This window comes from Burkholderia sp. MSMB1835, from assembly GCF_001526365.1.
Classification (GTDB): Bacteria; Pseudomonadota; Gammaproteobacteria; order Burkholderiales; family Burkholderiaceae; genus Burkholderia.
In genome coordinates, this window is the sequence record NZ_LOYP01000031.1 from 59,464 (window position 1) to 82,173 (window position 22,710).

Consider the following 22,710-nt stretch of genomic DNA (forward strand, 5'->3'; position numbering starts at 1 on the left):
GAGCGAAAGCCGGCGAACGCCGGCAGGCAGGATTTACGCGCGGTTACAAAGCCGCTCCGTATGCACCGCGTGGCGCGGCGCATACGGGGGCACGCGTCAGTCTTCGCGGCGCAGATGCGGGAACAGCAGCACGTCGCGGATCGTCGGGCTGTCGGTCAGCAGCATCACGAGACGGTCGATGCCGATCCCGCAGCCGCCCGTCGGAGGCATCCCGTATTCGAGCGCGCGGATGTAGTCGGCGTCGAAGAACATCGCTTCCTCGTCGCCCGCATCCTTTTGCTCGACCTGCTTCTTGAAGCGCGCGGCCTGGTCTTCCGGGTCGTTCAGCTCCGAGAAGCCGTTCGCGATCTCGCGGCCGGTCATGAACAGCTCGAAACGCTCGGTGATGCCCGGCACCGTATCCGATGCGCGCGCGAGCGGCGACACTTCGACCGGATAGTCGATGATGAACGTCGGTTCCCACAGCTGCGCTTCGGCCGTTTCCTCGAACAGCGCGAGCTGCAGCGCGCCGATGCCGGCGTTCAGGAACGCCGGCTGCGACACGTCGACGCCCAGGCGCTTCAGTTCGGTACGCAGGAACGCGTCGTCCGACAGCTGGCCGTCGGTGTAGTTCGGTGCGTACTTCTGGATGGCCTGGGTGATCGTCAGGCGATGGAACGGCTTCGCGAGGTCGAGCTCGCGGCCCTGGTACTGGATCGTCGCGGTGCCGAGCGCATCGATCGCCGCCTGACGGATCAGTTGCTCGGTGAAGTCCATCAGCCAGCGGTAGTCGGTGTACGCGGCGTAGAACTCCATCATCGTGAATTCCGGGTTGTGACGCGGCGACACGCCTTCGTTCCGGAAATTGCGGTTGATCTCGAACACGCGCTCGAAGCCGCCGACGATCAGGCGCTTCAGGTACAGCTCCGGCGCGATGCGCAGGAACATCTGCATGTCGAGCGCATTGTGATGCGTGACGAACGGCTTCGCGGCCGCGCCGCCCGGGATCGGGTGCAACATCGGCGTCTCGACTTCCATGAACTCGGCGTTGTCCATGAACTTGCGGATCGACGCGATCGTCTTCGTGCGGGCGCGGAACGTGTCGCGCGTTTCCGGCGTGACGATCAGGTCGACGTAGCGCTGGCGGTAGCGCATTTCCTGGTCGGACAGGCCGTGGAACTTGTCCGGCAGCGGCCGCAGCGCCTTCGCCAGCAGGCGCAGCTCCTTGCACTGGACCGACAGCTCGCCCTTGTTGGTGCGGAACAGCACGCCGCGCGCGGCGACGATGTCGCCGAGGTCCCACTTCTTGAACGCGTCGTAGGTGTCGGCGCCGACGTCGTTCGGCGTCACGAAGAACTGGATCTGGCCCGACCCGTCCTGCACCGTCGCGAAGCTCGCCTTGCCCATCACGCGCTTGAGCATCATGCGGCCGGCCACCGACACCTCGACCGGGTTCGCTTCGAGCGCGGCCTTGTCCGAATCGGCGAATTTGGCCTGCAGGTCGGCTGCGTGGTGCTCGGGCCGGAAGTCGTTCGGATAGGCGACGCCTTGCTCGCGCAACGCGCGCAGCTTCTCGCGGCGCTCGGCGATGATCTGGTTGTCGTCCGCCGTGACGGCGGGCTGCGTTTGGGTCGATTCGGTCATGATGGTCGGAATTCGGAGTGGGGTGCGGCAACGCGAACGGAAAGGGCGGCGCGGGCAGGCCGCGCCGCGGCGCTTACACGCCCTGTTTGAGGCTCGCGCTGATGAAGTCGTCGAGGTCGCCGTCGAGCACCGCCCGCGTGTTGCTCATTTCGACGTTCGTGCGCAGGTCCTTCACGCGGCTCTGGTCGAGCACGTACGAGCGGATCTGGTGGCCCCAGCCCACGTCGGTCTTGCTCGATTCGAGCTTGTCCTGCTCGGCTTGGCGCTTGCGCATCTCGACTTCGTACAGGCGCGACTTCAGCATCGCCATCGCTTCGGCGCGGTTGCGGTGCTGCGAGCGGTCGTTCTGGCACTGCACGACGATCCCCGTCGGCATGTGCGTGATCCGCACCGCGGAGTCGGTCTTGTTGATGTGCTGGCCACCCGCGCCCGACGCGCGGTACGTGTCGATGCGCAGGTCCGCCGGGTTGATCTCGACTTCGATCGAGTCGTCGATTTCCGGATAGACGAACACCGACGAGAACGACGTGTGGCGGCCGCCCGACGAGTCGAACGGCGACTTGCGCACGAGGCGGTGGATGCCCGTTTCGGTACGCAGGAAGCCGTATGCGTATTCGCCCGTGACCTTGACCGTCGCGTTCTTGATGCCGGCGACGTCGCCGTCGGACTCTTCGAGTACCTCGGCCTTGAAGCCTTTGCGTTCGCAGTAGCGCAGGTACTGGCGCAGCAGCATCGACGCCCAGTCGCATGCCTCGGTGCCGCCGGCGCCGGCCTGGATGTCGATGAAGCAGTTGTTCGGATCGGCCGGGTTCGAGAACATCCGGCGGAACTCGATGTCGCCGACGCGCGCTTCGAGCTTCGCGGCGTCTTCCTCCGACGCGAGCAGCGTATCCTCGTCGCCTTCCTCGCGTGCCAGCTCGAACAGGTCGAGCGCATCGCGCAGGTCGCTATCGAGTGCGGTGAGCGTCATGACGACGCCTTCGAGCAGCTTCTTCTCGCGGCCGAGCGCCTGGGCGTTCTTCGAATCGTTCCAGACGTTCGGGTCTTCGAGTTCCTTGTTGACTTCGGTCAGACGCGCAGCTTTGGCGTCGTAGTCAAAGATACCCCCGAAGCTCGCCCGCGCGATTGCGCAGGTCGAGCAGGGAGCTTTCGATCGCGTTGAGACGTTCCGCTTCCATGATCGTTCGCTGTTCCGGCTTCGTAAAAAAGCGGAATTATAGCCGATCGGCAGGGTTGCCCGGTGACGCAAACGGTGCCTGCACGCGTGTCGACGGCCCCGTCCGGCGCGGCGCGCACGTGTGCGGCGGCGCGTCGCGGGCCGGGCGGCGTGCTCAGCCGGCCGCGTGTTCGACGATCAACTGGACGCGCGTGACGCCGTTCCACGTATCGGCGACGAGCCGGTACGCGACCAGCGCGCTCGCCGGCAGCGGCTCGGTGTGGTTGAACCAGATCGCATTGAAGCGCTGGCGGCCGCGCGCAAGCTGCAGCTTCAGGTGCTTTTCCTTCACGAGCGACTGCGACACGACGTCGAATTCCCCCGAGAAAAGCGGGGCCGGAAACCCTTGTCCCCAGACGGCCTCGTCGAGCAGGCCGACGAACTGCGGCGTGAAGTACGCGTCCTCGAGTTCGCCGTCGGTCTCGATCACGCGGGCGAGCGCGTCGTCGGACAGCCATTCGCGCGCGACGGCTTCGAACGCGGCCGCGAAGCGCGGCACGTTTTCGGTGTCGAGCGTGAGGCCGGCCGCCATCGCATGGCCGCCGAACGCGACGATCAGGTCCGGTTCGCGTTTCGAGACGAGGTCGAGCGCGTCGCGCAGGTGAAAGCCCGCGATCGACCGGCCGGACCCCTTGACCCGCTTGCCTTCGTCGTCGGCATGCGCGAACGTGAACGACGGGCGGTGGAATTTTTCCTTGAGCCGGCCGGCGACGATGCCGATCACGCCCTGGTGCCACGCGGGATTGAACAGCGTGATCGTGCACGCGTCGGCCGGATCGACGTCGGCGAGATCGGCGAGCGCCTGCTGCTGCATGCCGGCCTCGATTTCGCGGCGCTCGCGGTTCATCGCGTCGAGCTGCTGCGCGAGATCCCACGCGCGGCCGATGTCGTCGGTGATCAGGCATTCGATGCCGAGCGACATGTCGGACAGCCGTCCGGCGGCGTTCAGGCGCGGGCCGAGGCCGAAGCCGAGGTCGAAGCCCGACGCGGTGCGCGCGTCGCGCGCGGCGGCGCGGAACAGCGCGGCGACGCCCGGCTGCATGCGGCCGTTGCGGATGCGCTGCAGCCCCTGCGCGACGAGCACGCGGTTGTTGCCGTCGAGCCGCACGACGTCGGCGACGGTGCCGAGCGCGACGAGGTCGAGCAGGCCGTCGAGGCGCGGCTCGGCTTCCTTGCTCGCGAACGCGCCGCGGCGGCGCAGCTCGGCGCGCAGCGCGAGCAGCACGTAGAACATCACGCCGACGCCGGCGAGGTGCTTGCTCGGGAACGCGCAGCCGGGCTGGTTCGGGTTGACGATCGCGCGCGCGGCGGGCAGCGCGTCGCCGGGCAGGTGGTGGTCGGTCACGAGCACGTCGATGCCGCGCGCGTTCGCGGCTTCGACGCCGGCGACGCTCGCGATCCCGTTGTCGACGGTGATCAGCAGGTCGGGCTTGCGCGCGGCCGCGAGCTCGACGATCTCGGGCGTGAGGCCGTAGCCGTATTCGAAGCGGTTCGGCACCAGGTAGTCGATCTGCGCGCCGAACATCCGCAGGCCGCGCACCGCGACCGCGCAGGCGGTCGCGCCGTCGCAGTCGTAGTCGGCGACGACCAGCAGGCGCCGCTTGTCGGCGATCGCGTCGGCGAGCAGCACCGCCGCATCGGCGCAGCCTTTCAGCTCGGTGGGCGGCACGAGGCGCGCGAGCGCGGTCTCGATGTCGACGGGCGACTGCACGCCGCGCGACGCGTACAGGCGCGCGAGGACGGGATGCAGGCCGTGGCGCGCGAGCGCTTCGGCGTCGGCGGGCGCGACGGGGCGGGTAACGATCCGGGTCATACGGGTTGGCGTTGTTATTCGAACAGGGAGGCGAGCGCGCGGCGGCGCCAGAACTTGCGCAGGTCGCCGCGCGTCGCGTGCAGCGTCACGGAGCTCGTGTCACCGCACAGCGTGAAATCGACGGCCGCCAACTCGCCGTTCTGCAGCGCGGCGAGCGCCGGCGCGAACCAGTCGCGCTCGAGCGCGGCGAGCCCGTCGTGCCAGCGCGCCCAGTCCTGCTCGATGAACGGGGTGGTCAGCGCCGGCAGCTCGACGAGCGTCGCGCCATCGGCGGCCGGCAGCGCGCCGAACGTCGCGGGCGGGCGGCCCGCTTCGGATTGCGCGGCGCGCGCGAGGCCGAGTGCGGCGGGCGACGCGGACAGCACGCGCGCGAACGGCTTGCCGACAGGCTTCAGCGTGCCCTGTGCATGGAACCAGATCGAATTGACGGCCGGCAACCCACGGGCCTCGCGGGCTTCGTTCACCGGATGCTGGAACCACGCCATCTGCACTTCGTTCTGCAGTTTCATCCACATCCGCGAGCGCTCGCCCGTATGCGCCTCGTGGGGCAACCAGATCTCGATGTTGCGGCCGCTGGCGCGCAGCGGCGCGGCGCCGGCGAGGCGCGCGAGCTGGTCGCTCGACAGATACCAGCGCGCCGGGTTCGGCGCTTCGAGCCGCACGCCCATCTCCTCGATCAGCGGCCGCGCGACCGCGAGCAGCGCGGCTGCGTCGCCGTCGTCGAGCGCGAGGGCGGCCGGATCGACGAGCACCAGGTGATCGTGCGCGATTTCGACGTGCACGGGCTCGACGCACGCCCATGCATGCGCGCCGGGATCGCCGCCGTCAGCCAGCAGCATGTAGGGCGCGAGCGGCGCCTCGTCCGCGGCGTTGCCTTGCGTGGCGCCGAACCGGCTTGCCAGCCAGCGCTCGTGCGGCAGCGTGCGCTGGAAGTCCTCGCCGGCCACGCGCTCGACGAGGCTCGCGCGGGCGAGCAACTTTTGGAGCGCAGGGCTGTCCAGCGTGTGCAGGGACGAGGCCGCATCGGCCGCCGACGGCAGCGCGAACGGAACGAGAAAATGGAGGCGTCGGTCGTGCATGATGGTGCGCATTGTATGGCAAACTGCGCGCGTGATCGGGCCGGCCGACGGCCCGTTCGCGTCCGGCGACCGTTTTTTCGATCGCGCCCGGGCGGCTGCCGCCGGATGGCGGTCCGGCCGCGGGCCGCCATCCCCGCCGTAACCAGCAGAAAGGATTCGCTTGAAACTTCCGTACGAATGGCAAATCGGCTGGCGCTACACGCGCGCCGGCAAACGCACGACCGGCAACGGCTTCATTTCCTTCATCGCGCTCGTCTCGATGCTCGGGATCGCGCTCGGCGTCGCGGCGCTGATCGTCGTGCTGTCGGTCATGAACGGCTTCCAGAAGGAAGTGCGCGACCGCATGCTGTCGGTGCTCGCGCACGTCGAGGTGTTCTCGCCGACGGGTTCGATGCCCGACTGGCAACTGACCGCGCAGGAAGCGCGCCGCAATCCGTCGGTGATCGGCGCGGCGCCGTACGTCGACGCGCAGGCGCTGCTCACGCGCCAGGACTCGGTGAGCGGCGTGATGCTGCGCGGGATCGAGCCGTCGCTCGAACCGCAGGTGTCGGACATCGGCAAGGACATGAAGGCCGGCCAGCTCGATGCGCTCGTGCCGGGCCAGTTCGGCATCGTGCTCGGCGACGCGCTCGCCGGCAACCTCGGCGTGACGGTCGGCGACAAGGTCACGCTCGTCGCGCCCGAAGGGTCGATCACGCCGGCCGGCATGATGCCGCGCCTGAAGCAGTTCACGGTCGTCGGCGTGTTCGAATCGGGCCACTACGAATACGACAGCACGCTCGCGATGATCAACATCCGCGACGCCGAGGCGTTGTTCCGGATGAGCGCGCCGACCGGCGTGCGGCTGCGGCTCACCGACATGCAAAAGGCGCCGCAGGTCGCGCTCGAGCTGTCGCATACGCTGTCGGGCAGCCTGTACATCCGCGACTGGACCCAGCAGAACAAGACCTGGTTCTCGGCCGTGCAGATCGAGAAGCGGATGATGTTCATCATCCTCACGCTGATCATCGCGGTGGCCGCGTTCAACCTCGTGTCGTCGCTCGTGATGACGGTGACCAACAAGCAGGCCGACATCGCGATCCTACGCACGCTCGGCGCGCAGCCGGGGTCGATCATGAAGATCTTCGTCGTGCAGGGCGTGACGATCGGCTTCGTCGGCACCGCGTCCGGCGTCGCGCTCGGCTGCCTGATCGCATGGAGCATCCCGTGGCTGATCCCGATGATCGAGCACCTGTTCGGCGTGCAGTTCCTGCCGCCGTCCGTGTACTTCATCAGCGAACTGCCGTCCGAACTCGTCGCGAGCGACGTGATCCGGATCGGGTTGATCGCGTTCGCGCTGTCGGCCGTCGCCACGCTCTATCCGAGCTGGCGCGGCGCGAAGGTGAAGCCTGCGGAGGCGCTCCGCTATGAATGACCGCGCGACCGCATTCGCGGATTCACGACAACGACAACACAACGGACAGGATTCGGCAGGTATGCAGGAATACGTGCTTCAGGCGCGCGGGATCACGAAGGCGTTCGTGCAGGGCGGCTTCAACGTGCAGGTGCTCAACAACACCGAGCTGACGGTGCGGCGCGGCGAGAAGCTCGCGGTCGTCGGCGCGTCGGGCTCCGGCAAGAGCACGCTGCTGCACGTGCTGGGCGGGCTCGACGAGCCGAGCGCCGGCGAAGTGTCGCTGCTCGGCAAGCCGTTTACGCAACTCGCCGAGCGCGAGCGCAACGAGCTGCGCAACCGCGCGCTCGGCTTCGTCTACCAGTTCCATCATCTGCTGCCCGAGTTCACGGCGCTCGACAACGTCGCGATGCCGCTGCGCATCCGCCGGATGACGACCGAGGACGCGCGCGCGCAGGCACAGGCGATGCTCGAACGCGTCGGTCTCGGCCCGCGTGCGAAGCACCGGCCGGGCGAGCTGTCGGGCGGCGAGCGGCAGCGTGTCGCGATTGCGCGCGCACTGGTCACGAAGCCGGCGTGCGTGCTCGCCGACGAGCCGACCGGCAACCTCGACGGCACGACGGCCGACACGGTGTTCAACCTGATGCTGGAGCTGTCCGAGACGCTCGAAACGAGTTTCGTGATCGTCACGCACGATCCCGATCTCGCCGCGCGCTGCGACCGCATCATGCGGCTGCGCGACGGGGTGCTGCACGAGGAGCCGGCGCTGCCGGCGTAAGAAGCAACGCGCGTGCGGCCGGTCGCCGGCTCGTCCGGCACGGCGCAACGGCGCAGGACCGCTGCCATGTGGATCGACACGCACTGCCATCTCGATGCCGCCGAGTTCGACGCCGACCGCGACGCGGTCGCGCAGGCTGCGCGCGCGGCCGGCGTGTCGCGCATCGTGATCCCGAGCATCGGGCGCGACAACTTCACGACGGTGCGCGAACTCGCGCACCGCACGCCGGGCGCGGTGTACGCGCTCGGCATCCATCCGATGTATACGCCGCAAGCGCGCGATGCGGATCTCGACCGGCTGCGCATGGAGATCGAGGCGAGTCTCGACGATCCGCGTTTCGTCGCGATCGGCGAGATCGGGCTCGACTATTTCGTGCCGGGCCTCGACGAAGACCGGCAGCAGTTCTTCTACCAGGGCCAGCTCAGGCTGGCGCGGGAATTCGATCTGCCGGTGCTCTGCCACGTGCGCAAGTCGCAGGACCGCGTGCTGGCCGGGCTGCGCCGTTTCGGCGTACGGCGCGGCATCGCGCATGCGTTCAACGGCAGTTTCCAGCAGGCCGACGCGTATCTTGCGCACGGGCTGCATCTCGGCTTCGGCGGCAACGTGACCTTCACGCGCGCGCGGCAGATCCGCCGGCTCGCCGCCGAATTGCCGCTCGACGCGCTCGTCGTCGAGACCGACGCGCCCGACATCGCGCCCGAATGGGCATACAAATCCCGCAATACGCCCGACCAGGTGCCGCGCATCGGCGGCGTGCTCGCCGAACTGCGCGGGCTCGATGCCGGCGAATTGTCCCTATGCACTTCGGCTAACGCGCTCGCCGCGCTGCCGCGACTCGCGCTTTCGTCCGCATAATCGTTGCCGGAAGGCGCCGCATGGGCAGGGGCGGCGCCGGGTCGACGAGGAGGCGGAATGCGCGTGTGGTGGATCGCGTTCGCGCTCGGCGTCGTCGTGCTGCAGCGGCAGGCGGCGTTGCCGGGGGCGATCGCATGGACGATCGGAGCGGCCGTGCTCGCGGGCTGCGCGGCGCTGGGCGCGTGGTGCGCGCGTCGTCGGCGCACGCGTGCGGTCGTCGTAGGCGGATGGATGTTGTGCGCGGTCGCGGCCTGCGTCGCGGGATTCGGCTATGCGGCCGCGCGGGCCGAATGGCGGCTGCGCGACAGTCTGCCCGTCGAGTGGGAAGGGCGCGACATCGTCGTCACGGGCGTGATCCGCGGGCTGCCCGTCGTCGACGAGACAGGTGCGCGGCTGCTGTTCGCGGTCGAATCGAACGATGCGGGGCTCACCCGTTTTCCGCCGTTGATCCGGTTGTCGTGGCGCGCGTATGGCGCATCCGCGACACGCGATGCGCTTCCCGATTTGCGTGCGGCCCAGCGCTGGCGTTTGGTCGTGCGTCTCAAGCGTCCGCATGCCGAGGCCAATCCCGGCGTGCGCGACGGCGAGGCGGCGTGGCTCGCCGCGGGCATTCGCGCGATCGGCTATGTCAGTGCGCCGCGTCGGGCGGTATTGCTCGATGGGCGCGCATCGGGCTGGCGTGCATCGATCGATCGGGTGCGCGACATGCTGCGGGCACGCATCGGCGAGGGGCTCGGTACCGATGCGGCGCATCGCGGCATCGTCGCCGCGCTGGCGATCGGCGACCAGTCGGGCATCGGCGACGACGATTGGCGCGTGCTGCGCAACACGGGCACGAGCCATCTGGTCGCGATTTCCGGTCTCCATGTCGGGCTGGTCGGCGCGCTCGCCGGCTGGCTCGTCTCGATGGTCTGGCGCCGCGTGCGCTGGCGCGGACGGGCCGCGACGCTCGTGCTGCCGGCGCCGTACGCGGCCGCGCTCGCCGCGCTGGCCGCTGCGGCCGGCTACGCCGCGCTCGCCGGCTTCAACGTGCCGGCACAGCGCGCGTGGTGGATGATCGCGGGCGGCGGCATCGCGTATCTGGCCGGCCGCAGCGTGCCCACGTCGGCGGTGCTGTGCTTGGCGCTCGGCGGCGTGCTGCTCGCCGACCCGTGGGCCGTGCTGTCGGCCGGGTTCTGGCTGTCGTTCGGTGCGGTCGCGGTGATCCTGCTGGCCGTCGCCGGCTGGCGCGCGGTGCGCGAGGCCGACGAGATCGACGAAGCGGGCGCGGAGAGCGGCGCGACCGGCTCGCGGAGCCGGTTGCGTGCGTGGGCGACGCGCTGCCGGCGCCGCGTCGCCGAGGCGACACGCGTGCAGTACGCGGTGACGATCGGACTCGCGCCGCTCACCGCCGCATGGTTCGCGCAGGTTTCCCTGTCGGGGCCGTTCGGCAATGCGTTCGCGATTCCGTGGGTCAGCTCGGTCGTGACGCCGGTCGTGCTGGCCGGCATCGCGTTGCCGCCGCCGCTCGACGCGGCTGCCTTTCGGCTTGCGCATGCGGCGCTCGCGCCGATGATGACGCTGCTCGGGTACCTGGCCGATTGGCCCGCCGGCGTGTTCTGGCTGCGCATGCCCGACTGGCCGGTGCTGGTGCTGGCATGCATGGGGGTCGCGTGGGCGCTGATGCCGCGCGGCTGGCCGCTGCGCTGGGCGGCGCCGCTGACGTGGCTGCCGCTCGTCGCGCCGGCGCCGGATGCGCCGCCGGCGGGCGGCTTCCGGCTGACCGTGCTCGACGTCGGGCAGGGCGCGGCGGTGCTGGTCGAAACGGCGCGGCGGGCCTTGCTGTTCGATGCGGGGCCGGGTGCGGAGTCGTCCCACGCCGGTACGCGGATCGTCGCGCCGGCGTTGCGGGCGCGCGGCATCGCGACGATCGATTCGCTCGTGCTCAGTCATGCGGATGCCGATCATGCGGGCGGCGCAGCGGCCGTTTATGCGGCCGCCGACGTGCGCCAGTTGCTGGCCGGCATTGCGCCGCGGCACCGGCTGTGGCGCGATGCGCAGGCGGCGGGCGTGGCCGATCGGCTGCCGTGCGCGGCCGGGCAGCGGTGGACCTGGGACGGCGTCGTCTTCACGATGCTGTGGCCGCCGGGCGGGGTGGGCACGGGTTCGTCGAACGGCCGATCGTGTGTACTGCGCATCGATGCGGGCGGCACGTCGGCACTGCTGACGGGCGACATCGAGGCCGCCGCCGAGCGCCGGCTGGTGGCCGATGCGCGCGACGCGCTGGCCGCGCAGATCCTGGTCGTGCCGCACCACGGCAGCCGCACGTCGTCGGTCGAGCCTTTCCTCGATTCGGTCGGGCCGCGCGTCGCGGTATTTCCTGTAGGCTATCGCAATCGTTTCGGGCATCCGCACCGGACCGTGCTCGCCCGCTACGAGGCGCGCGGGATTCCGCTGCCGCGCACCGATCGCGACGGCGCCGTGCGGTTCGACGTCGCGCCGGCGGGCGCCGGGTTTGCCTTCGCGCGCTATCGCGACGAACGGCGCCGGTACTGGATGGACCGGTAAGCGCGGCGAAGGCCGGCTTGTCCGGACGGAAAGCGCGGGGCCGGCGTAGCGTGCCGAAGCACGGTTCCGACAGAATACGAAGCACGGGATCGGCGCAAGCGCCGAAGCGCCAGCTTCCGTCGATCGCGAAGCATGGGACGGGAGCGCGTGCCGAAGCACCCGCTCCCGTCGACAAAGGAGACATCGGCATTTGAAGGACATCCTCCACTTCTCGCATGCGAACGGCTTCCCGGCGTCGACATACCGGACGATCTTCGCCGAACTGGCCGACGACTACGAGCTGCGCTACATCGAACGGATCGGTCACGACCGCCGCTTCCCGGTGACGCGCGACTGGCCGCATCTCGTCGAGCAACTGCTCGACGACATCGGCAGCCGCTACGAGCGCCCGGTCTGGCTCGTCGGCCATTCGCTCGGCGGCTACCTGTCGTTGATGGCCGCGCTGAAGAAGCCGCAGTGGGTGCGCGGCGTCGTGATGATCGATTCGCCGATCATCGCGGGCTGGCGTGCCGGCGCGCTGCGCGCGAGCCAGTGGGCGGGGCTCGACGAGCGGCTGTCGCCGGCCGCGGCCACGCGCAACCGGCGCACGCGCTGGACGAGCCGCGACGAAGTCTGGCGGCACTTTCGGGAGAAGCCCGCGTTCGCGCGCTGGGACGAACGGATGCTCGCCGACTATATCGACCACGGGATCCCGCAGGCCGGCGCCGACGGCGAGCGCGCGCTGGCGTTCGACCGTCAGGTCGAGTACCTGATCTACCGGACGCTGCCGCACACGCTCGGCCCGCGGCTCGCGCACGGCGCGCCGGTGCCGCTCGGCTTTCTCGCCGGCACGCGCTCGCGCGAGGTCCGGCAGGTCGGGCTCGACGCGACGCGCCGCGCGACGCGCGGGCGCATCGAATGGATCGAAGGGAGCCACCTGTTCCCGATGGAGCGGCCGATCGAGACCGCCCGCGCATTGCAGCGGATGCTGAATTCGCTGAAGGCGGAAGAGGGTTGCGCTTCGCAGGCCGGCGCGCCGATCGCGAGGCGCGCCTGACGCCGGGTCCGGCGGACGGAACGACCGCCGGCGCATGCGCGCGGCGCCGACGGGCCGGCCGGTTCGCGCCGTCGCGCACGGTTGGCGCGGGTCGGCACGAAAGGGCGCGATCATCGCGTCAATTGCTGAGAGAAGGGCGGGCTTTACGGTATAATCCGTTTTTCCCGCGAGCATCCAGCGATGACCAAATATGTTTTCGTCACCGGCGGCGTAGTTTCTTCCCTCGGCAAGGGTATTGCCGCCGCCTCTCTCGCCGCGATCCTCGAATCGCGCGGTCTGAAAGTCACCCTCCTCAAACTCGATCCCTACATCAACGTCGACCCCGGCACGATGAGCCCGTTCCAGCACGGCGAAGTGTTCGTGACGGAAGACGGAGCGGAGACCGACCTCGACCTCGGCCACTATGAGCGCTTCATCAGCACGAAGATGCGCAAGGCCAACAACTTCACGACCGGCCAGATCTACGAATCGGTGATCCGCAAGGAGCGCCGCGGCGATTATCTCGGCAAGACCGTGCAGGTGATTCCGCACATCACGAACGAAATCCAGGCGTTCATCGAGCGCGGGGCGGCATCGGCCACCTGCGGCGAGCCGGACGTCGCGATCGTCGAGATCGGCGGCACGGTCGGCGACATCGAGTCGCTGCCGTTCCTCGAGGCCGCGCGCCAGATGAGCCTGCGCCTCGGCCGCAACAGCGCGTGCTTCGTGCACCTGACGCTCGTGCCGTACGTCGCGACGGCCGGCGAGCTGAAGACGAAGCCGACCCAGCACAGCGTGCAGAAGCTGCGCGAGATCGGCATCCTGCCGCACGTGCTGCTGTGCCGTGCGGATCGCCGCATCCCCGACGACGAATCGAAGAAGATCTCGATGTTCTCGAACGTGCCCGAAGACGCCGTGATCTCGGTGTGGGACGCCGACAGCATCTACAAGATTCCGCAGATGCTGCACGACCAGGGCCTCGACCGGATCATCTGCGAAGAGCTGAAGCTGTCGCCGAAGGACGCCGACCTGAGCATGTGGTCGACGCTCGTCGAAAAGCTCGAGAACCCGCAGCACGAAGTGACGATCGGCATGGTCGGCAAGTACGTCGACCTGACCGAGTCGTACAAGTCGCTGATCGAGGCGCTGCGCCATGCGTCGATCCACACGTCGACCAAGGTCAACATCGAGTACATCGATTCGGAAGAGCTCGAGACGAACGGCGTCGACAGCCTGAAGCACCTCGACGCCGTGCTGGTGCCGGGCGGCTTCGGCCGTCGCGGCACGGAAGGCAAGATCGCGGCGGTCCGCTATGCGCGCGAGTCGAAGGTGCCGTACCTCGGCATCTGCCTCGGCATGCAGCTCGCGGTGATCGAATTCGCGCGCGACGTCGTCGGCCTGAAGCAGGCGAACAGCACGGAATTCGATCCGGACACGCCGGAGCGCGTGGTCGCGCTGATCACCGAATGGTACGACCGCGAAGGCAAGGTCGAGACGCGCACCGAGGAATCCGACCTCGGCGGCACGATGCGCCTCGGTTCGCAGCGCTGCCCGATCAAGCCGGGCACGATGGCGGAAGAAATCTACGGCAAGGACGTGAACGAGCGCCATCGCCACCGTTATGAAGTCAATAACCGCTTCGTGCCCCAGCTCGAAGCCGGCGGCCTTATCATCAGCGCCCGTACCCCGAGCGAGGATCTGCCGGAAATGATGGAGCTGCCGCGCTCGATGCACCCGTGGTTCGTCGGCGTCCAGTTCCACCCGGAATTCACGTCCACGCCGCGTGATGGCCATCCGCTGTTCAAGTCGTTCGTCGAAGCCGCGCTCGCCAACAAGCAAGCGCGCGGAGTGCAAGCATGAAGCTGTGCGATTTCGAGGTCGGTCTCGACAAGCCTTTCTTCCTGATCGCGGGTACCTGCGTCGTCGAATCGGAGCAAATGACGATCGACACGGCCGGCCGCCTGAAGGAGATCTGCGAGAAGCTGAACGTTCCGTTCATCTACAAGTCGTCCTACGACAAGGCAAACCGCAGCTCGGGCAAATCGTTTCGCGGCCTCGGAATGGACGAGGGCCTGCGGATCCTGTCCGAGGTGAAGCGCCAGCTCGGCCTGCCGGTGCTGACGGACGTGCATTCGATCGACGAGATCGAGCAGGTCGCGTCGGTCGTCGACGTGCTGCAGACGCCGGCGTTCCTGTGCCGTCAGACCGATTTCATCCATGCGTGCGCGCGCTCGGGCAAGCCCGTCAACATCAAGAAGGGCCAGTTCCTCGCGCCGCACGACATGAAGAACGTGATCGACAAGGCGCGCGACGCCGCACGTGACGCGGGGCTGTCGGAAGACCGCTTCATGGCGTGCGAGCGCGGCGTCTCGTTCGGCTACAACAATCTCGTGTCGGACATGCGTTCGCTCGCGATCATGCGCGAGACGAACGCGCCGGTCGTGTTCGATGCGACCCACTCGGTGCAGTTGCCGGGCGGGCAGGGCACGAGCTCGGGCGGCCAGCGCGAATTCGTGCCGGTGCTCGCACGTGCGGCGGTCGCGACGGGCGTCGCGGGCCTCTTCATGGAAACGCATCCGAATCCGGCCGAGGCGAAGTCCGACGGCCCGAACGCGGTGCCGCTGAACCGGATGGGCGCGTTGCTGGAGACGCTCGTCACGCTCGACCAGGCGGTGAAGCGCAACCCGTTCCTGGAAAACGATTTCAATTAAAGATCGAATGAACCTTGCGACGGCTTTGCGCGTCTGTAGCGAAAGCGGTTCCGGCGCGCCCGCCGTCGCAGTTTGAAGAATCCATCGTCATTCTCAGAGGAAACCCATGAGTGCAATCGTAGATATCATCGGCCGCGAGATTCTGGATTCGCGCGGCAACCCCACCGTCGAATGCGACGTGCTGCTCGAATCGGGCACGATGGGCCGCGCGGCGGTGCCGTCGGGCGCGTCCACCGGCTCGCGTGAAGCGATCGAACTGCGCGACGGCGAAGCCGGCCGCTACAACGGCAAGGGCGTGCTGAAGGCGGTCGAGCACATCAACACCGAAATCTCCGAAGCCATCATGGGCCTCGACGCGTCGGAACAGGCGTTCCTCGACAAGACGCTGCTCGAGCTGGACGGCACCGACAACAAGTCGCGCCTGGGCGCGAACGCGATGCTGGCCGTGTCGATGGCCGTCGCGAAGGCCGCCGCCGAAGAAGCCGGCCTGCCGCTGTACCGCTACTTCGGCGGGTCGGGCGCGATGCAACTGCCGGTGCCGATGATGAACATCGTCAACGGCGGCGCGCACGCGAACAACAGCCTGGACATCCAGGAATTCATGATCGTCCCGGTCAGCCAGCCGACGTTCCGTGAAGCGCTGCGTTGCGGCGCGGAAGTGTTCCACGCGCTGAAGAAGATCCTGAGCGACCGCGGCATGAGCACGGCCGTCGGCGACGAAGGCGGTTTCGCACCGAACTTCGGCAGCAACGACGAGTGCCTGTCGACGATCCTGCAGGCGATCGAGAAGGCCGGCTACCGTGCGGGCGAAGACGTGCTGCTCGCGCTCGACTGCGCGGCATCCGAGTTCTACCACGACGGCAAGTACCAGCTCGCGGGCGAAGGCCTGCAACTGTCGTCGGCCGAATTCACCGACTACCTCGCGACGCTCGCCGACAAGTTCCCGATCGTGTCGATCGAGGACGGCATGCACGAAAGCGACTGGGACGGCTGGAAGCTGCTGACCGACCGTCTCGGCAAGAAGGTGCAACTCGTCGGCGACGATCTGTTCGTCACGAACACGCGCATCCTGAAGGAAGGCATCGAGAAGGGCATCGCGAACTCTATCCTCATCAAGATCAACCAGATCGGTACGCTGACCGAAACGTTCGCGGCGATCGAAATGGCGAAGCGCGCGGGCTACACGGCCGTGATCTCGCACCGCTCGGGCGAAACGGAAGATTCGACGATCGCGGACATCGCGGTCGGCCTGAACGCCGGTCAGATCAAGACGGGTTCGCTGTCGCGCAGCGACCGCATCTCGAAGTACAACCAGTTGCTGCGCATCGAGGAAGATCTCGGCGACATCGCTAGCTACCCGGGCAAATCGGCTTTCTATAACCTGCGCTAACGCGCTACTATCGGGTTCGTCATCTCGACGCCGCTCTGTGCCTGTGCGCGGAGCGGCGCTTCTTATATCTGCGTCTCTTACATGCGGCTTGTCACTGTCGTCCTGATTGCCTTGCTGGCGCTCATTCAGTACCCCCTATGGTGGGGACACGGCGGCTGGCTGCGGGTGCACGAATTGCGTCAGCAGCTCGACGACCAGCTCCAGAAGAATGCGGACGAGAAGCTGCGCAACGAGCGCACCGCCGGCGAAGTGCAGGATCTGCAGAGCGGCACCGCGGCGATCGAGGAGCGTGCGCGCTACGAGATGGGCATGGTGAAGGACGGCGAAGTATTCGTGCAGTTCGTGTCGCCGAATGCGCCTGCGGGGCCGCCGAACAACACGCCGTCGAATACGTCGACGCGCGGCGCCGTCTCCGCCGCGCCCGTGCGGGTCGTGCCGAATCCGCAGTCGATCGCGAAGCCGTCGCGCCATCATGGCGGCGACAAGGGCAAGGCGGCGCATCACTGAGCGCGATACGTCGAATTCATTGAAAAAGCGCGGGAAATGCCGCGCTTTTTTATTTCCTGCCAGTCTTCAATCGGTCGGGGGATGCGAGCTCACCACCACCAGCCCGGATAGCCGTAGCTGATGCCCGTGCCCCAGCGATTGCCCCAACCGCCGTAATACCCGCCGTAGACCGTCACGGGCGGCGGCGAGTAATAGGCCCACGCGCGTGCGGCCGCTTCGGCCGCCATCGCGCTGTTCTGCTCGCGCAGAACCTGCTGGTCGATCTCGTCGTAGCGCTTGCGTTCGTCGCTCGACAGCACCGGCGGCTGGCCACCCGACGCGCCCGGCTCGGGCAGGCGGCTCAGGATCGTGGAACTCGGCGGCGGCATCGCGCAGCCGGCAAGCGCGAGCGTGCCGGCGATCATGCTCGTCACGACGATGCTGCGGATGGTGCCAAAGGGGCGGGGGCGATTCATGTGTTTCTCCTGCGGCGCGCCGACCGTGGAAAGCGGCTGGCACCGAAGGCCGGGCCTCCGGCGCCGGAGCCGCGCATGCGGCGCTCGTGCGTCATTATGCGCCCGTGCCGCGCCGGTGGCGGGCACGGGCGCGCGGCTCAGTGACGCTGGTCGGTCGCGGGCGCGATGCCGGTTTCGACGCCGGGCGCCGCGAACAGCTGCGCGACGTCGACCGGATCGAACTCGTAGCGCTGGTTGCAGAACTCGCAGTGGATCTCGACGTGGCCGCGCTCGACGATCACGCTGTCGACTTCTTCGCGACCGAGCATGCGCAGCATCGCACCGACCTTCTCGCGCGAGCACGAGCACTGGAAGCGCGTGCCGGCCGGTTCGAAGTGCTGCACGTTTTCCTGCCAGAACAGCCGGCGGAACACCACTTCCGGTTCGACCTCGAGCAATTCCTTCGCGGACAGCGTGCCGCCGAGCGTGCACACGCGCTCCCACGTGTCGATATCGGTTTCGGCGTTGCGCGGCACGATGCCGCCGTCGCCCGGCAGCTTCTGCAGCAGCATGCCAACCGCGCGGTCGCGATCGGCCGCAAGCCACAGCCGCGTGTCGAGCTGCTCCGAGTGATGCATGTAGTGCTCGAGTACCTGCGACACCGATTCGAGCGGGCCGTCGACGCCGTTAAGCGGCACGATGCCCTGGTACGGCTGCTGGCCGGGCAGTTTGTCGGCCGGATCGAGCGTGATCACGCAGCGGCCGTGGCCGCTCGCGTTGACGAGCGCCGCGAAACGCGTGTCGTCGCCGATCGTCTGCGCGGCGTCGCCCGAGAACTTCGCGGTGGCCCGCATCGACAGATCGGACCCGCACTGGACGACCAGCATCTGGACCGGCCCGTCGCCGAAGATCTGCATGATCAGGGTGCCGTGAAATTTCAGGTTCGCGGACAGCAGCGCGCACGCGGCCATCATCTCGCCGAGCACCGTGCGCACGGGGGCAGGGTAGTCGCGGCGGGTGAGTACTTCCTGCCACGTGTTGCGCAGCGAAACGATCTCGCCGCGCACGGGCGCCGCATTGAACATGAATTTCTGTAACTGGTCGCTCACTCTTCTTCCTTGAAATCCGTGCGAATCACCCGATCCGCACGAGTTGCTCCTTGAAATGCGCGCGTCGCTCGACATACGTCTTCGCGTTCGCGCGCAGCCGCGCGACGTCTTCGGCCGACAGCTCGCGCACGACTTTCGCCGGTGCGCCGAGAATCAGCGAGTTGTCCGGGAACGTCTTGCCTTCCGTCACGACCGCGCCGGCACCGACCAGACAGTTGCGGCCGATGACCGCTCCATTCAAGACCACCGCCTGAATCCCGATCAGCGAACCTTCGCCGATCGTGCAGCCGTGCAGCATGGCCTGGTGCCCGATCGTCACGTTCTCGGCAATCGTCAGCGGAAAGCCCGGGTCGGTATGCAGGACCGCGCCTTCCTGGACGTTGCTGCCGGCGCCGACCGTAATCGTCTCGTTGTCGCCGCGAATCGTCGCGCCGAACCACACGCTCGCGTTTTCCTCGAGCACGACCTTGCCGATGATGGCCGCCGTATCGGCGACGAATACGCTTTCGTGGATCGTCGGGGCCGTCTCGCCCAGCTTGTAGATCGTCACGGAGTCTCCTTGTCTCTTCGATGAGGGGCGCCGGTAGAATGGCGCGTCCGGTTTGCCCGGCGCGTGGCGCCGCGGAACAAACGCATATTGTAAACCGTCGCGTGCCTGTGCTCCCGCGACGCGTACGCAAGGTGTCCCTGTTTATGAGCATCGTGTCTTCTTCTTTCGGCCAGGTGCCGGCCTGCGTGCGCAGCGTGGCGCTCGATGCGCTGTGTGTCGCCGAGCCGGCGGCCAAGGCCGCGCAGGTGCGCGCACTGCACGATGCGCTGCGGGCCGGGCAGGCCGCGATCGCACCGTCGCTTCGACTGCGCGAACCGGCCGGTCTGCCCGGCCGCCCGGCGCGACCGCCGCTCGTCGAGCCGCGCCAGCTCGAGCGGCGCAGCATGCGGTCGCCGGAAGGGCGTGCCGTGCTGCTGCACGCGCTCGCCCATATCGAGTTCAATGCGATCAACCTGGCGCTCGACGCGGTCTGGCGCTTCGCCGGCCTGCCGGACGCGTTCTATGCGGACTGGCTGAAGGTCGCGGCCGAGGAGGCCTACCACTTCACGCTGCTGTCCGACCGGCTCGCGGCATTCGGGCACGCATACGGCGATTTTCCCGCGCACAACGGGCTGTGGGAGATGTGCGAGCGGACCCGGGACGATGTGCTGGCGCGCATGGCGCTCGTGCCGCGCACGCTCGAGGCCCGCGGGCTCGACGCGTCGCCGCCGATCCGCGCACGGCTCGTGCAGGCGGGCGACGATGCGTCGGCCGCGATCCTCGACGTGATCCTGCGCGACGAAATCGGCCACGTCGCGATCGGCAACCGCTGGTTCCGCCATTTGTGCGACGCAGCCGGCCGCGATCCCGTACCGACTTATCGGCAGCTCGCCGAGCAATACCACGCGCCGCGGCTGCGCGGCCCGTTCAATTTCGATGCGCGACGCGACGCGGGCTTCGAGCAAGCCGAACTCGACGAACTGGCCGCGCAGGACGCGGCGGACGGACGTCCCGCGCCTTAGCCTGACCCCGCGTTCGGGTGCGTCCTTGGTGGCTGCCGGCCGGCTCGCACGGCCGATCGACGGCATGCTGCCGGCGGGCCCCGGGACGACCTCGCCGCTAGAGCGGTACTTCGATTGCCGGCCGCCGGAACCGGACTGTCGCCGCTATAATCGAACGACCATTCTTTTTTTGGCGGCTGCGATGAGTGCCTCGAGTTCTGTTTCCGATTTCGTCACGGTGCGCGGCGTCCAGCTGCATGTGCGGCGCTGGGGCCGGCCCGATGCGCCGACGCTGTTCATGCTGCACGGCTGGATGGACGTTGCGGCGTCGTTCCAGTTCGTCGTCGACGCGCTCGCGGGCGACTGGCAGGTGATCGCGCCCGACGCGCGCGGCTTCGGGCTGTCCGACTGGCCGGTCGCGCGGCAGGGCGGCGGCCATTACTGGTTCCACGAGTACCTGGGCGATCTCGATGCGCTCGTCGACCGCTATGCGCCGACCGGCGAGGTCAATCTGGTCGGACACAGCATGGGTGCGAACGTCGTGTGTCTGTATGCCGGCGCGCGGCCGGAACGGGTGCGGCGCGTGGTCGACCTCGAGGGGTTCGGGCTTGCGCCGGCCCGCGCCGAACAGGCACCGCGCCGGCTGCGCGGCTGGCTCGACGAGCTGCGCGAGCCGCCCGCGCTGCGGCCGTACGCGTCCCTCGACGACGTGGCGGCGCGCCTGATCAAGACCAATCCGCGGCTCGACCCGCGCCGCGCCGCGTTTCTCGCCGCGCACTGGTCGAAACGCGGCGACGACGGCCTCTACCACCTGCTGGCCGACCCGGCGCACAAGATGCCGGGCCCGCTGCTGTACCGGCTCGACGAAGTGATGGCCATCTGGAAGCAGGTGCGCGCGAAGGTGCTGCACATCGAGGCCGTCAATTCGCCGACGCTCGCGCACCTCGCCGGCGACATCCCGCTGGCCGAATTCAAGGCGCGCTTCGACGCATTCCCCGACTGGCGCGAGAAGCTCGTCGAGGATGCCGGCCACATGGTGCATCACGACCAGCCCGAGCAGATCGCGTCGCTGATCGAGGCGTTCTGCGCGTAGGCGCGTGGCGGCGCCGGCACGGCAGGCGGGCGGCGCAATTGCCGCGTTGCAGTAGAATGAGGCCTTACCTGCCATGCCGACGATGAACGCCGATCTCCACTGCCATTCCAATGTTTCCGACGGGTTGCTGTCGCCTGCCGACGTCGCGCGCCGCGCGCATGCGGGCGGCGTGACCCTGTGGGCGCTGACCGACCACGACGAGATCGGCGGCCAGGCGGCGGCGCGCAGCGAGGCGGAGGCGCTCGGCATGCGCTATCTGAGCGGCGTGGAGATTTCGGTCACGTGGGCATCGCGCACCGTGCACATCGTCGGTCTGCACATCGATCCCGCCCATCCGGCGCTGGTCGACGGCCTGTACCGCACCCGCCACGGCCGCGCGGCGCGCGCGCTGGCGATCGCGGAGCAGCTCGCGACGCTCGGCATACCCGGCGCGTACGAAGGCGCGCTGAAATACGTATCGAATCCCGATCTGATCTCGCGCACGCACTTCGCGCGCTTTCTCGTCGAGAACGGCCACGCCGAATCGACGACCGACGTGTTCGACCGCCTGCTCGGCGACGGTAAGCCCGGCTTCGTCCCGCATCGCTGGGCGTCGCTGTCCGACGCGGTCGGCTGGATCCGCGCGGCAGGCGGCGAAGCGGTGGTCGCGCATCCGGGCCGCTATCGCTATACGCCGGTCGAATTCGACGCGTTTTTCGGCGAGTTCATCGATCTCGGCGGTCGCGCGATCGAGGTCGTCACGGGCAGTCACACGCCCGACCAGTACCGCGAATACGCGGACGTCGCGCGCCGCTTCGGCTTCGAAGTGTCGCGCGGCTCGGATTTCCACGCGCCGGGCGAGGGCCGCATCGAGCTCGGCGGCCTGCCGCCGTTGCCGCCCGACCTGACGCCGGTCTGGGAGCGCTGGCTCTGACGCCGGGCGGCTTCGGCCGCCCGCGTTGCCGCCGATGCGCATCCGACTTCTCCCTCTTTACGTGTCCCCATGTCCCAGTTCTTCAGGATTCATCCGGATAATCCGCAGCCGCGCCTGATCAAGCAGGCGGTGGAGATCGTCAGCAAGGGCGGCGTGATCGCGATGCCGACCGATTCGAGCTATGCGCTCGCGTGCCATCTCGACGACAAGGATGCGGTCGAGCGCGTGCGCCGGATTCGCGGCCTCGACGAGAAGCAGCATCTGTCGCTGCTCGTGCGCGACCTGTCGGAGCTCGCCAACTTCGCGATGGTCGACAACCGCCAGTACCGGCAGATCAAGTCGGTGACGCCGGGCCCGTACGTGTTCATTCTGCAGGCGACGAAGGAAGTACCGCGCCGGCTGTCGCACCCGTCGCGCAAGACGATCGGGTTGCGCGTGCCCGATCACGCGATCACGCTCGCGCTGCTGGAGTCGCTTGGCCAGCCGCTGCTCGGCACGACGCTGATCCTGCCGCCGGACGACGAACCGCTGAACGATCCCGAAGAAATCCGCACGCGGCTCGAGAAGCAGGTCGACCTCGTGATCGACGGCGGTGCGTGTCCGCGCGAACCGTCGACGGTGATCGACCTGACCGGCGACGCGCCCGAACTCGTCCGCGCGGGGCGCGGCGCGCTCGAACCGTTCGGGCTTTCGGCCGCATGACG

20 protein-coding genes are annotated in these 22,710 nt (G+C 68.4%); 13 read left to right on the plus strand and 7 right to left on the minus strand.

Features of this window, described 5'->3' with window-relative positions; genetic code table 11:
• Nucleotides 1-96: 96 nt before the first annotated feature.
• The 4 genes from lysS to WS96_RS13565 all read right to left on the minus strand — a co-directional run bounded on the left by lysS (nucleotide 97) and on the right by WS96_RS13565 (nucleotide 5,743).
• A complete protein-coding gene (gene lysS, locus WS96_RS13555) occupies nucleotides 97-1,623 on the minus strand; it encodes a lysine--tRNA ligase (RefSeq protein WP_059833144.1) in 1,527 nt (508 codons plus the stop codon).
• Nucleotides 1,624-1,696: 73 nt separating this feature from the next.
• Nucleotides 1,697-2,801 (minus strand): peptide chain release factor 2 gene (gene prfB / locus WS96_RS32335; RefSeq protein ID WP_108041952.1). Its coding sequence is split into 2 segments (ribosomal slippage): nucleotides 1,697-2,719 and nucleotides 2,721-2,801, totalling 1,104 coding nucleotides; the frame shifts between segments, so codons are not numbered across the junction.
• A 153-nt stretch (nucleotides 2,802-2,954) separates the two neighbouring features.
• On the minus strand, nucleotides 2,955-4,652 hold the full coding sequence (gene recJ, locus WS96_RS13560; RefSeq protein WP_059833146.1) for a single-stranded-DNA-specific exonuclease RecJ: 1,698 nt from the start codon (nucleotides 4,650-4,652) through the stop codon (nucleotides 2,955-2,957).
• 14 nt (nucleotides 4,653-4,666) lie between these two features.
• Nucleotides 4,667-5,743, minus strand: a complete 1,077-nt coding sequence (locus tag WS96_RS13565) for a hypothetical protein (RefSeq protein WP_059833148.1) — start codon at nucleotides 5,741-5,743, stop codon at nucleotides 4,667-4,669.
• A 148-nt stretch (nucleotides 5,744-5,891) separates the two neighbouring features.
• Here WS96_RS13565 and WS96_RS13570 point away from each other — a divergent pair, with 148 nt between their 5' ends.
• The 9 genes from WS96_RS13570 (at nucleotide 5,892) to ftsB (ending at nucleotide 16,927) form a co-directional block, all read left to right on the plus strand.
• Nucleotides 5,892-7,145 carry a lipoprotein-releasing ABC transporter permease subunit gene (locus tag WS96_RS13570; RefSeq protein ID WP_059833149.1) on the plus strand — a complete coding sequence of 418 codons (1,254 nt, stop codon included), beginning with the start codon at nucleotides 5,892-5,894 and terminating at the stop codon, nucleotides 7,143-7,145.
• The gene (lolD, locus tag WS96_RS13575; RefSeq protein ID WP_179949939.1) at nucleotides 7,138-7,902 is read left to right on the plus strand and encodes a lipoprotein-releasing ABC transporter ATP-binding protein LolD; all 765 of its coding nucleotides are present in this window, start codon (nucleotides 7,138-7,140) and stop codon (nucleotides 7,900-7,902) included. The genes WS96_RS13570 and lolD overlap by 8 nt, the downstream gene beginning before the upstream one ends.
• A 66-nt stretch (nucleotides 7,903-7,968) precedes the next feature.
• Nucleotides 7,969-8,757 carry a TatD family hydrolase gene (locus WS96_RS13580; protein WP_059833151.1) on the plus strand — a complete coding sequence of 263 codons (789 nt, stop codon included), beginning with the start codon at nucleotides 7,969-7,971 and terminating at the stop codon, nucleotides 8,755-8,757.
• A gap of 57 nt (nucleotides 8,758-8,814) precedes the next feature.
• Entirely contained in the window at nucleotides 8,815-11,304 is a 2,490-nt protein-coding gene (locus tag WS96_RS13585) for a DNA internalization-related competence protein ComEC/Rec2 (protein ID WP_059833154.1), read from the plus strand.
• 190 nt (nucleotides 11,305-11,494) lie between these two features.
• Nucleotides 11,495-12,340 carry an alpha/beta fold hydrolase gene (locus WS96_RS13590; RefSeq protein WP_059833156.1) on the plus strand — a complete coding sequence of 282 codons (846 nt, stop codon included), beginning with the start codon at nucleotides 11,495-11,497 and terminating at the stop codon, nucleotides 12,338-12,340.
• Nucleotides 12,341-12,520: 180 nt separating this feature from the next.
• The gene (locus WS96_RS13595) at nucleotides 12,521-14,179 is read left to right on the plus strand and encodes a CTP synthase (RefSeq protein WP_034207739.1); all 1,659 of its coding nucleotides are present in this window, start codon (nucleotides 12,521-12,523) and stop codon (nucleotides 14,177-14,179) included.
• On the plus strand, nucleotides 14,176-15,030 hold the full coding sequence (gene kdsA / locus WS96_RS13600) for a 3-deoxy-8-phosphooctulonate synthase (protein WP_059833157.1): 855 nt from the start codon (nucleotides 14,176-14,178) through the stop codon (nucleotides 15,028-15,030). Before WS96_RS13595 ends, kdsA begins: the two co-directional genes overlap by 4 nt.
• Before the next feature lie 106 nt (nucleotides 15,031-15,136).
• Nucleotides 15,137-16,420, plus strand: a complete 1,284-nt coding sequence (eno, locus tag WS96_RS13605) for a phosphopyruvate hydratase (RefSeq protein ID WP_006478406.1) — start codon at nucleotides 15,137-15,139, stop codon at nucleotides 16,418-16,420.
• Nucleotides 16,421-16,501: 81 nt separating this feature from the next.
• A complete protein-coding gene (ftsB, locus tag WS96_RS13610; RefSeq protein ID WP_034207737.1) occupies nucleotides 16,502-16,927 on the plus strand; it encodes a cell division protein FtsB in 426 nt (141 codons plus the stop codon).
• 89 nt (nucleotides 16,928-17,016) lie between these two features.
• Here the strand turns inward: ftsB and WS96_RS13615 are convergent, their stop codons facing one another.
• From WS96_RS13615 to WS96_RS13625, 3 genes are all read right to left on the minus strand, one after another.
• Entirely contained in the window at nucleotides 17,017-17,382 is a 366-nt protein-coding gene (locus WS96_RS13615) for a hypothetical protein (protein WP_059833159.1), read from the minus strand.
• 137 nt (nucleotides 17,383-17,519) lie between these two features.
• Nucleotides 17,520-18,470: an Hsp33 family molecular chaperone HslO gene (hslO, locus tag WS96_RS13620; RefSeq protein WP_059828279.1), complete on the minus strand. Its 951-nt coding sequence runs from the start codon at nucleotides 18,468-18,470 to the stop codon at nucleotides 17,520-17,522.
• Between the two features lie 25 nt (nucleotides 18,471-18,495).
• Nucleotides 18,496-19,020, minus strand: a complete 525-nt coding sequence (locus tag WS96_RS13625; protein ID WP_006478410.1) for a gamma carbonic anhydrase family protein — start codon at nucleotides 19,018-19,020, stop codon at nucleotides 18,496-18,498.
• Between the two features lie 143 nt (nucleotides 19,021-19,163).
• Between WS96_RS13625 and WS96_RS13630 the strand changes: the two genes are divergently transcribed.
• The 4 genes from WS96_RS13630 (at nucleotide 19,164) to WS96_RS13645 (ending at nucleotide 22,708) form a co-directional block, all read left to right on the plus strand.
• Nucleotides 19,164-20,021, plus strand: coding sequence for a ferritin-like domain-containing protein (locus tag WS96_RS13630; protein ID WP_059833161.1), 858 nt, complete (start codon nucleotides 19,164-19,166; stop codon nucleotides 20,019-20,021).
• 181 nt (nucleotides 20,022-20,202) lie between these two features.
• Nucleotides 20,203-21,093, plus strand: a complete 891-nt coding sequence (locus WS96_RS13635; RefSeq protein WP_059833163.1) for an alpha/beta fold hydrolase — start codon at nucleotides 20,203-20,205, stop codon at nucleotides 21,091-21,093.
• 82 nt (nucleotides 21,094-21,175) lie between these two features.
• Entirely contained in the window at nucleotides 21,176-22,006 is an 831-nt protein-coding gene (locus WS96_RS13640; protein ID WP_034207938.1) for a 3',5'-nucleoside bisphosphate phosphatase, read from the plus strand.
• A gap of 69 nt (nucleotides 22,007-22,075) precedes the next feature.
• A complete protein-coding gene (locus WS96_RS13645) occupies nucleotides 22,076-22,708 on the plus strand; it encodes an L-threonylcarbamoyladenylate synthase (RefSeq protein WP_006478414.1) in 633 nt (210 codons plus the stop codon).
• Nucleotides 22,709-22,710 lie beyond the last annotated feature (2 nt).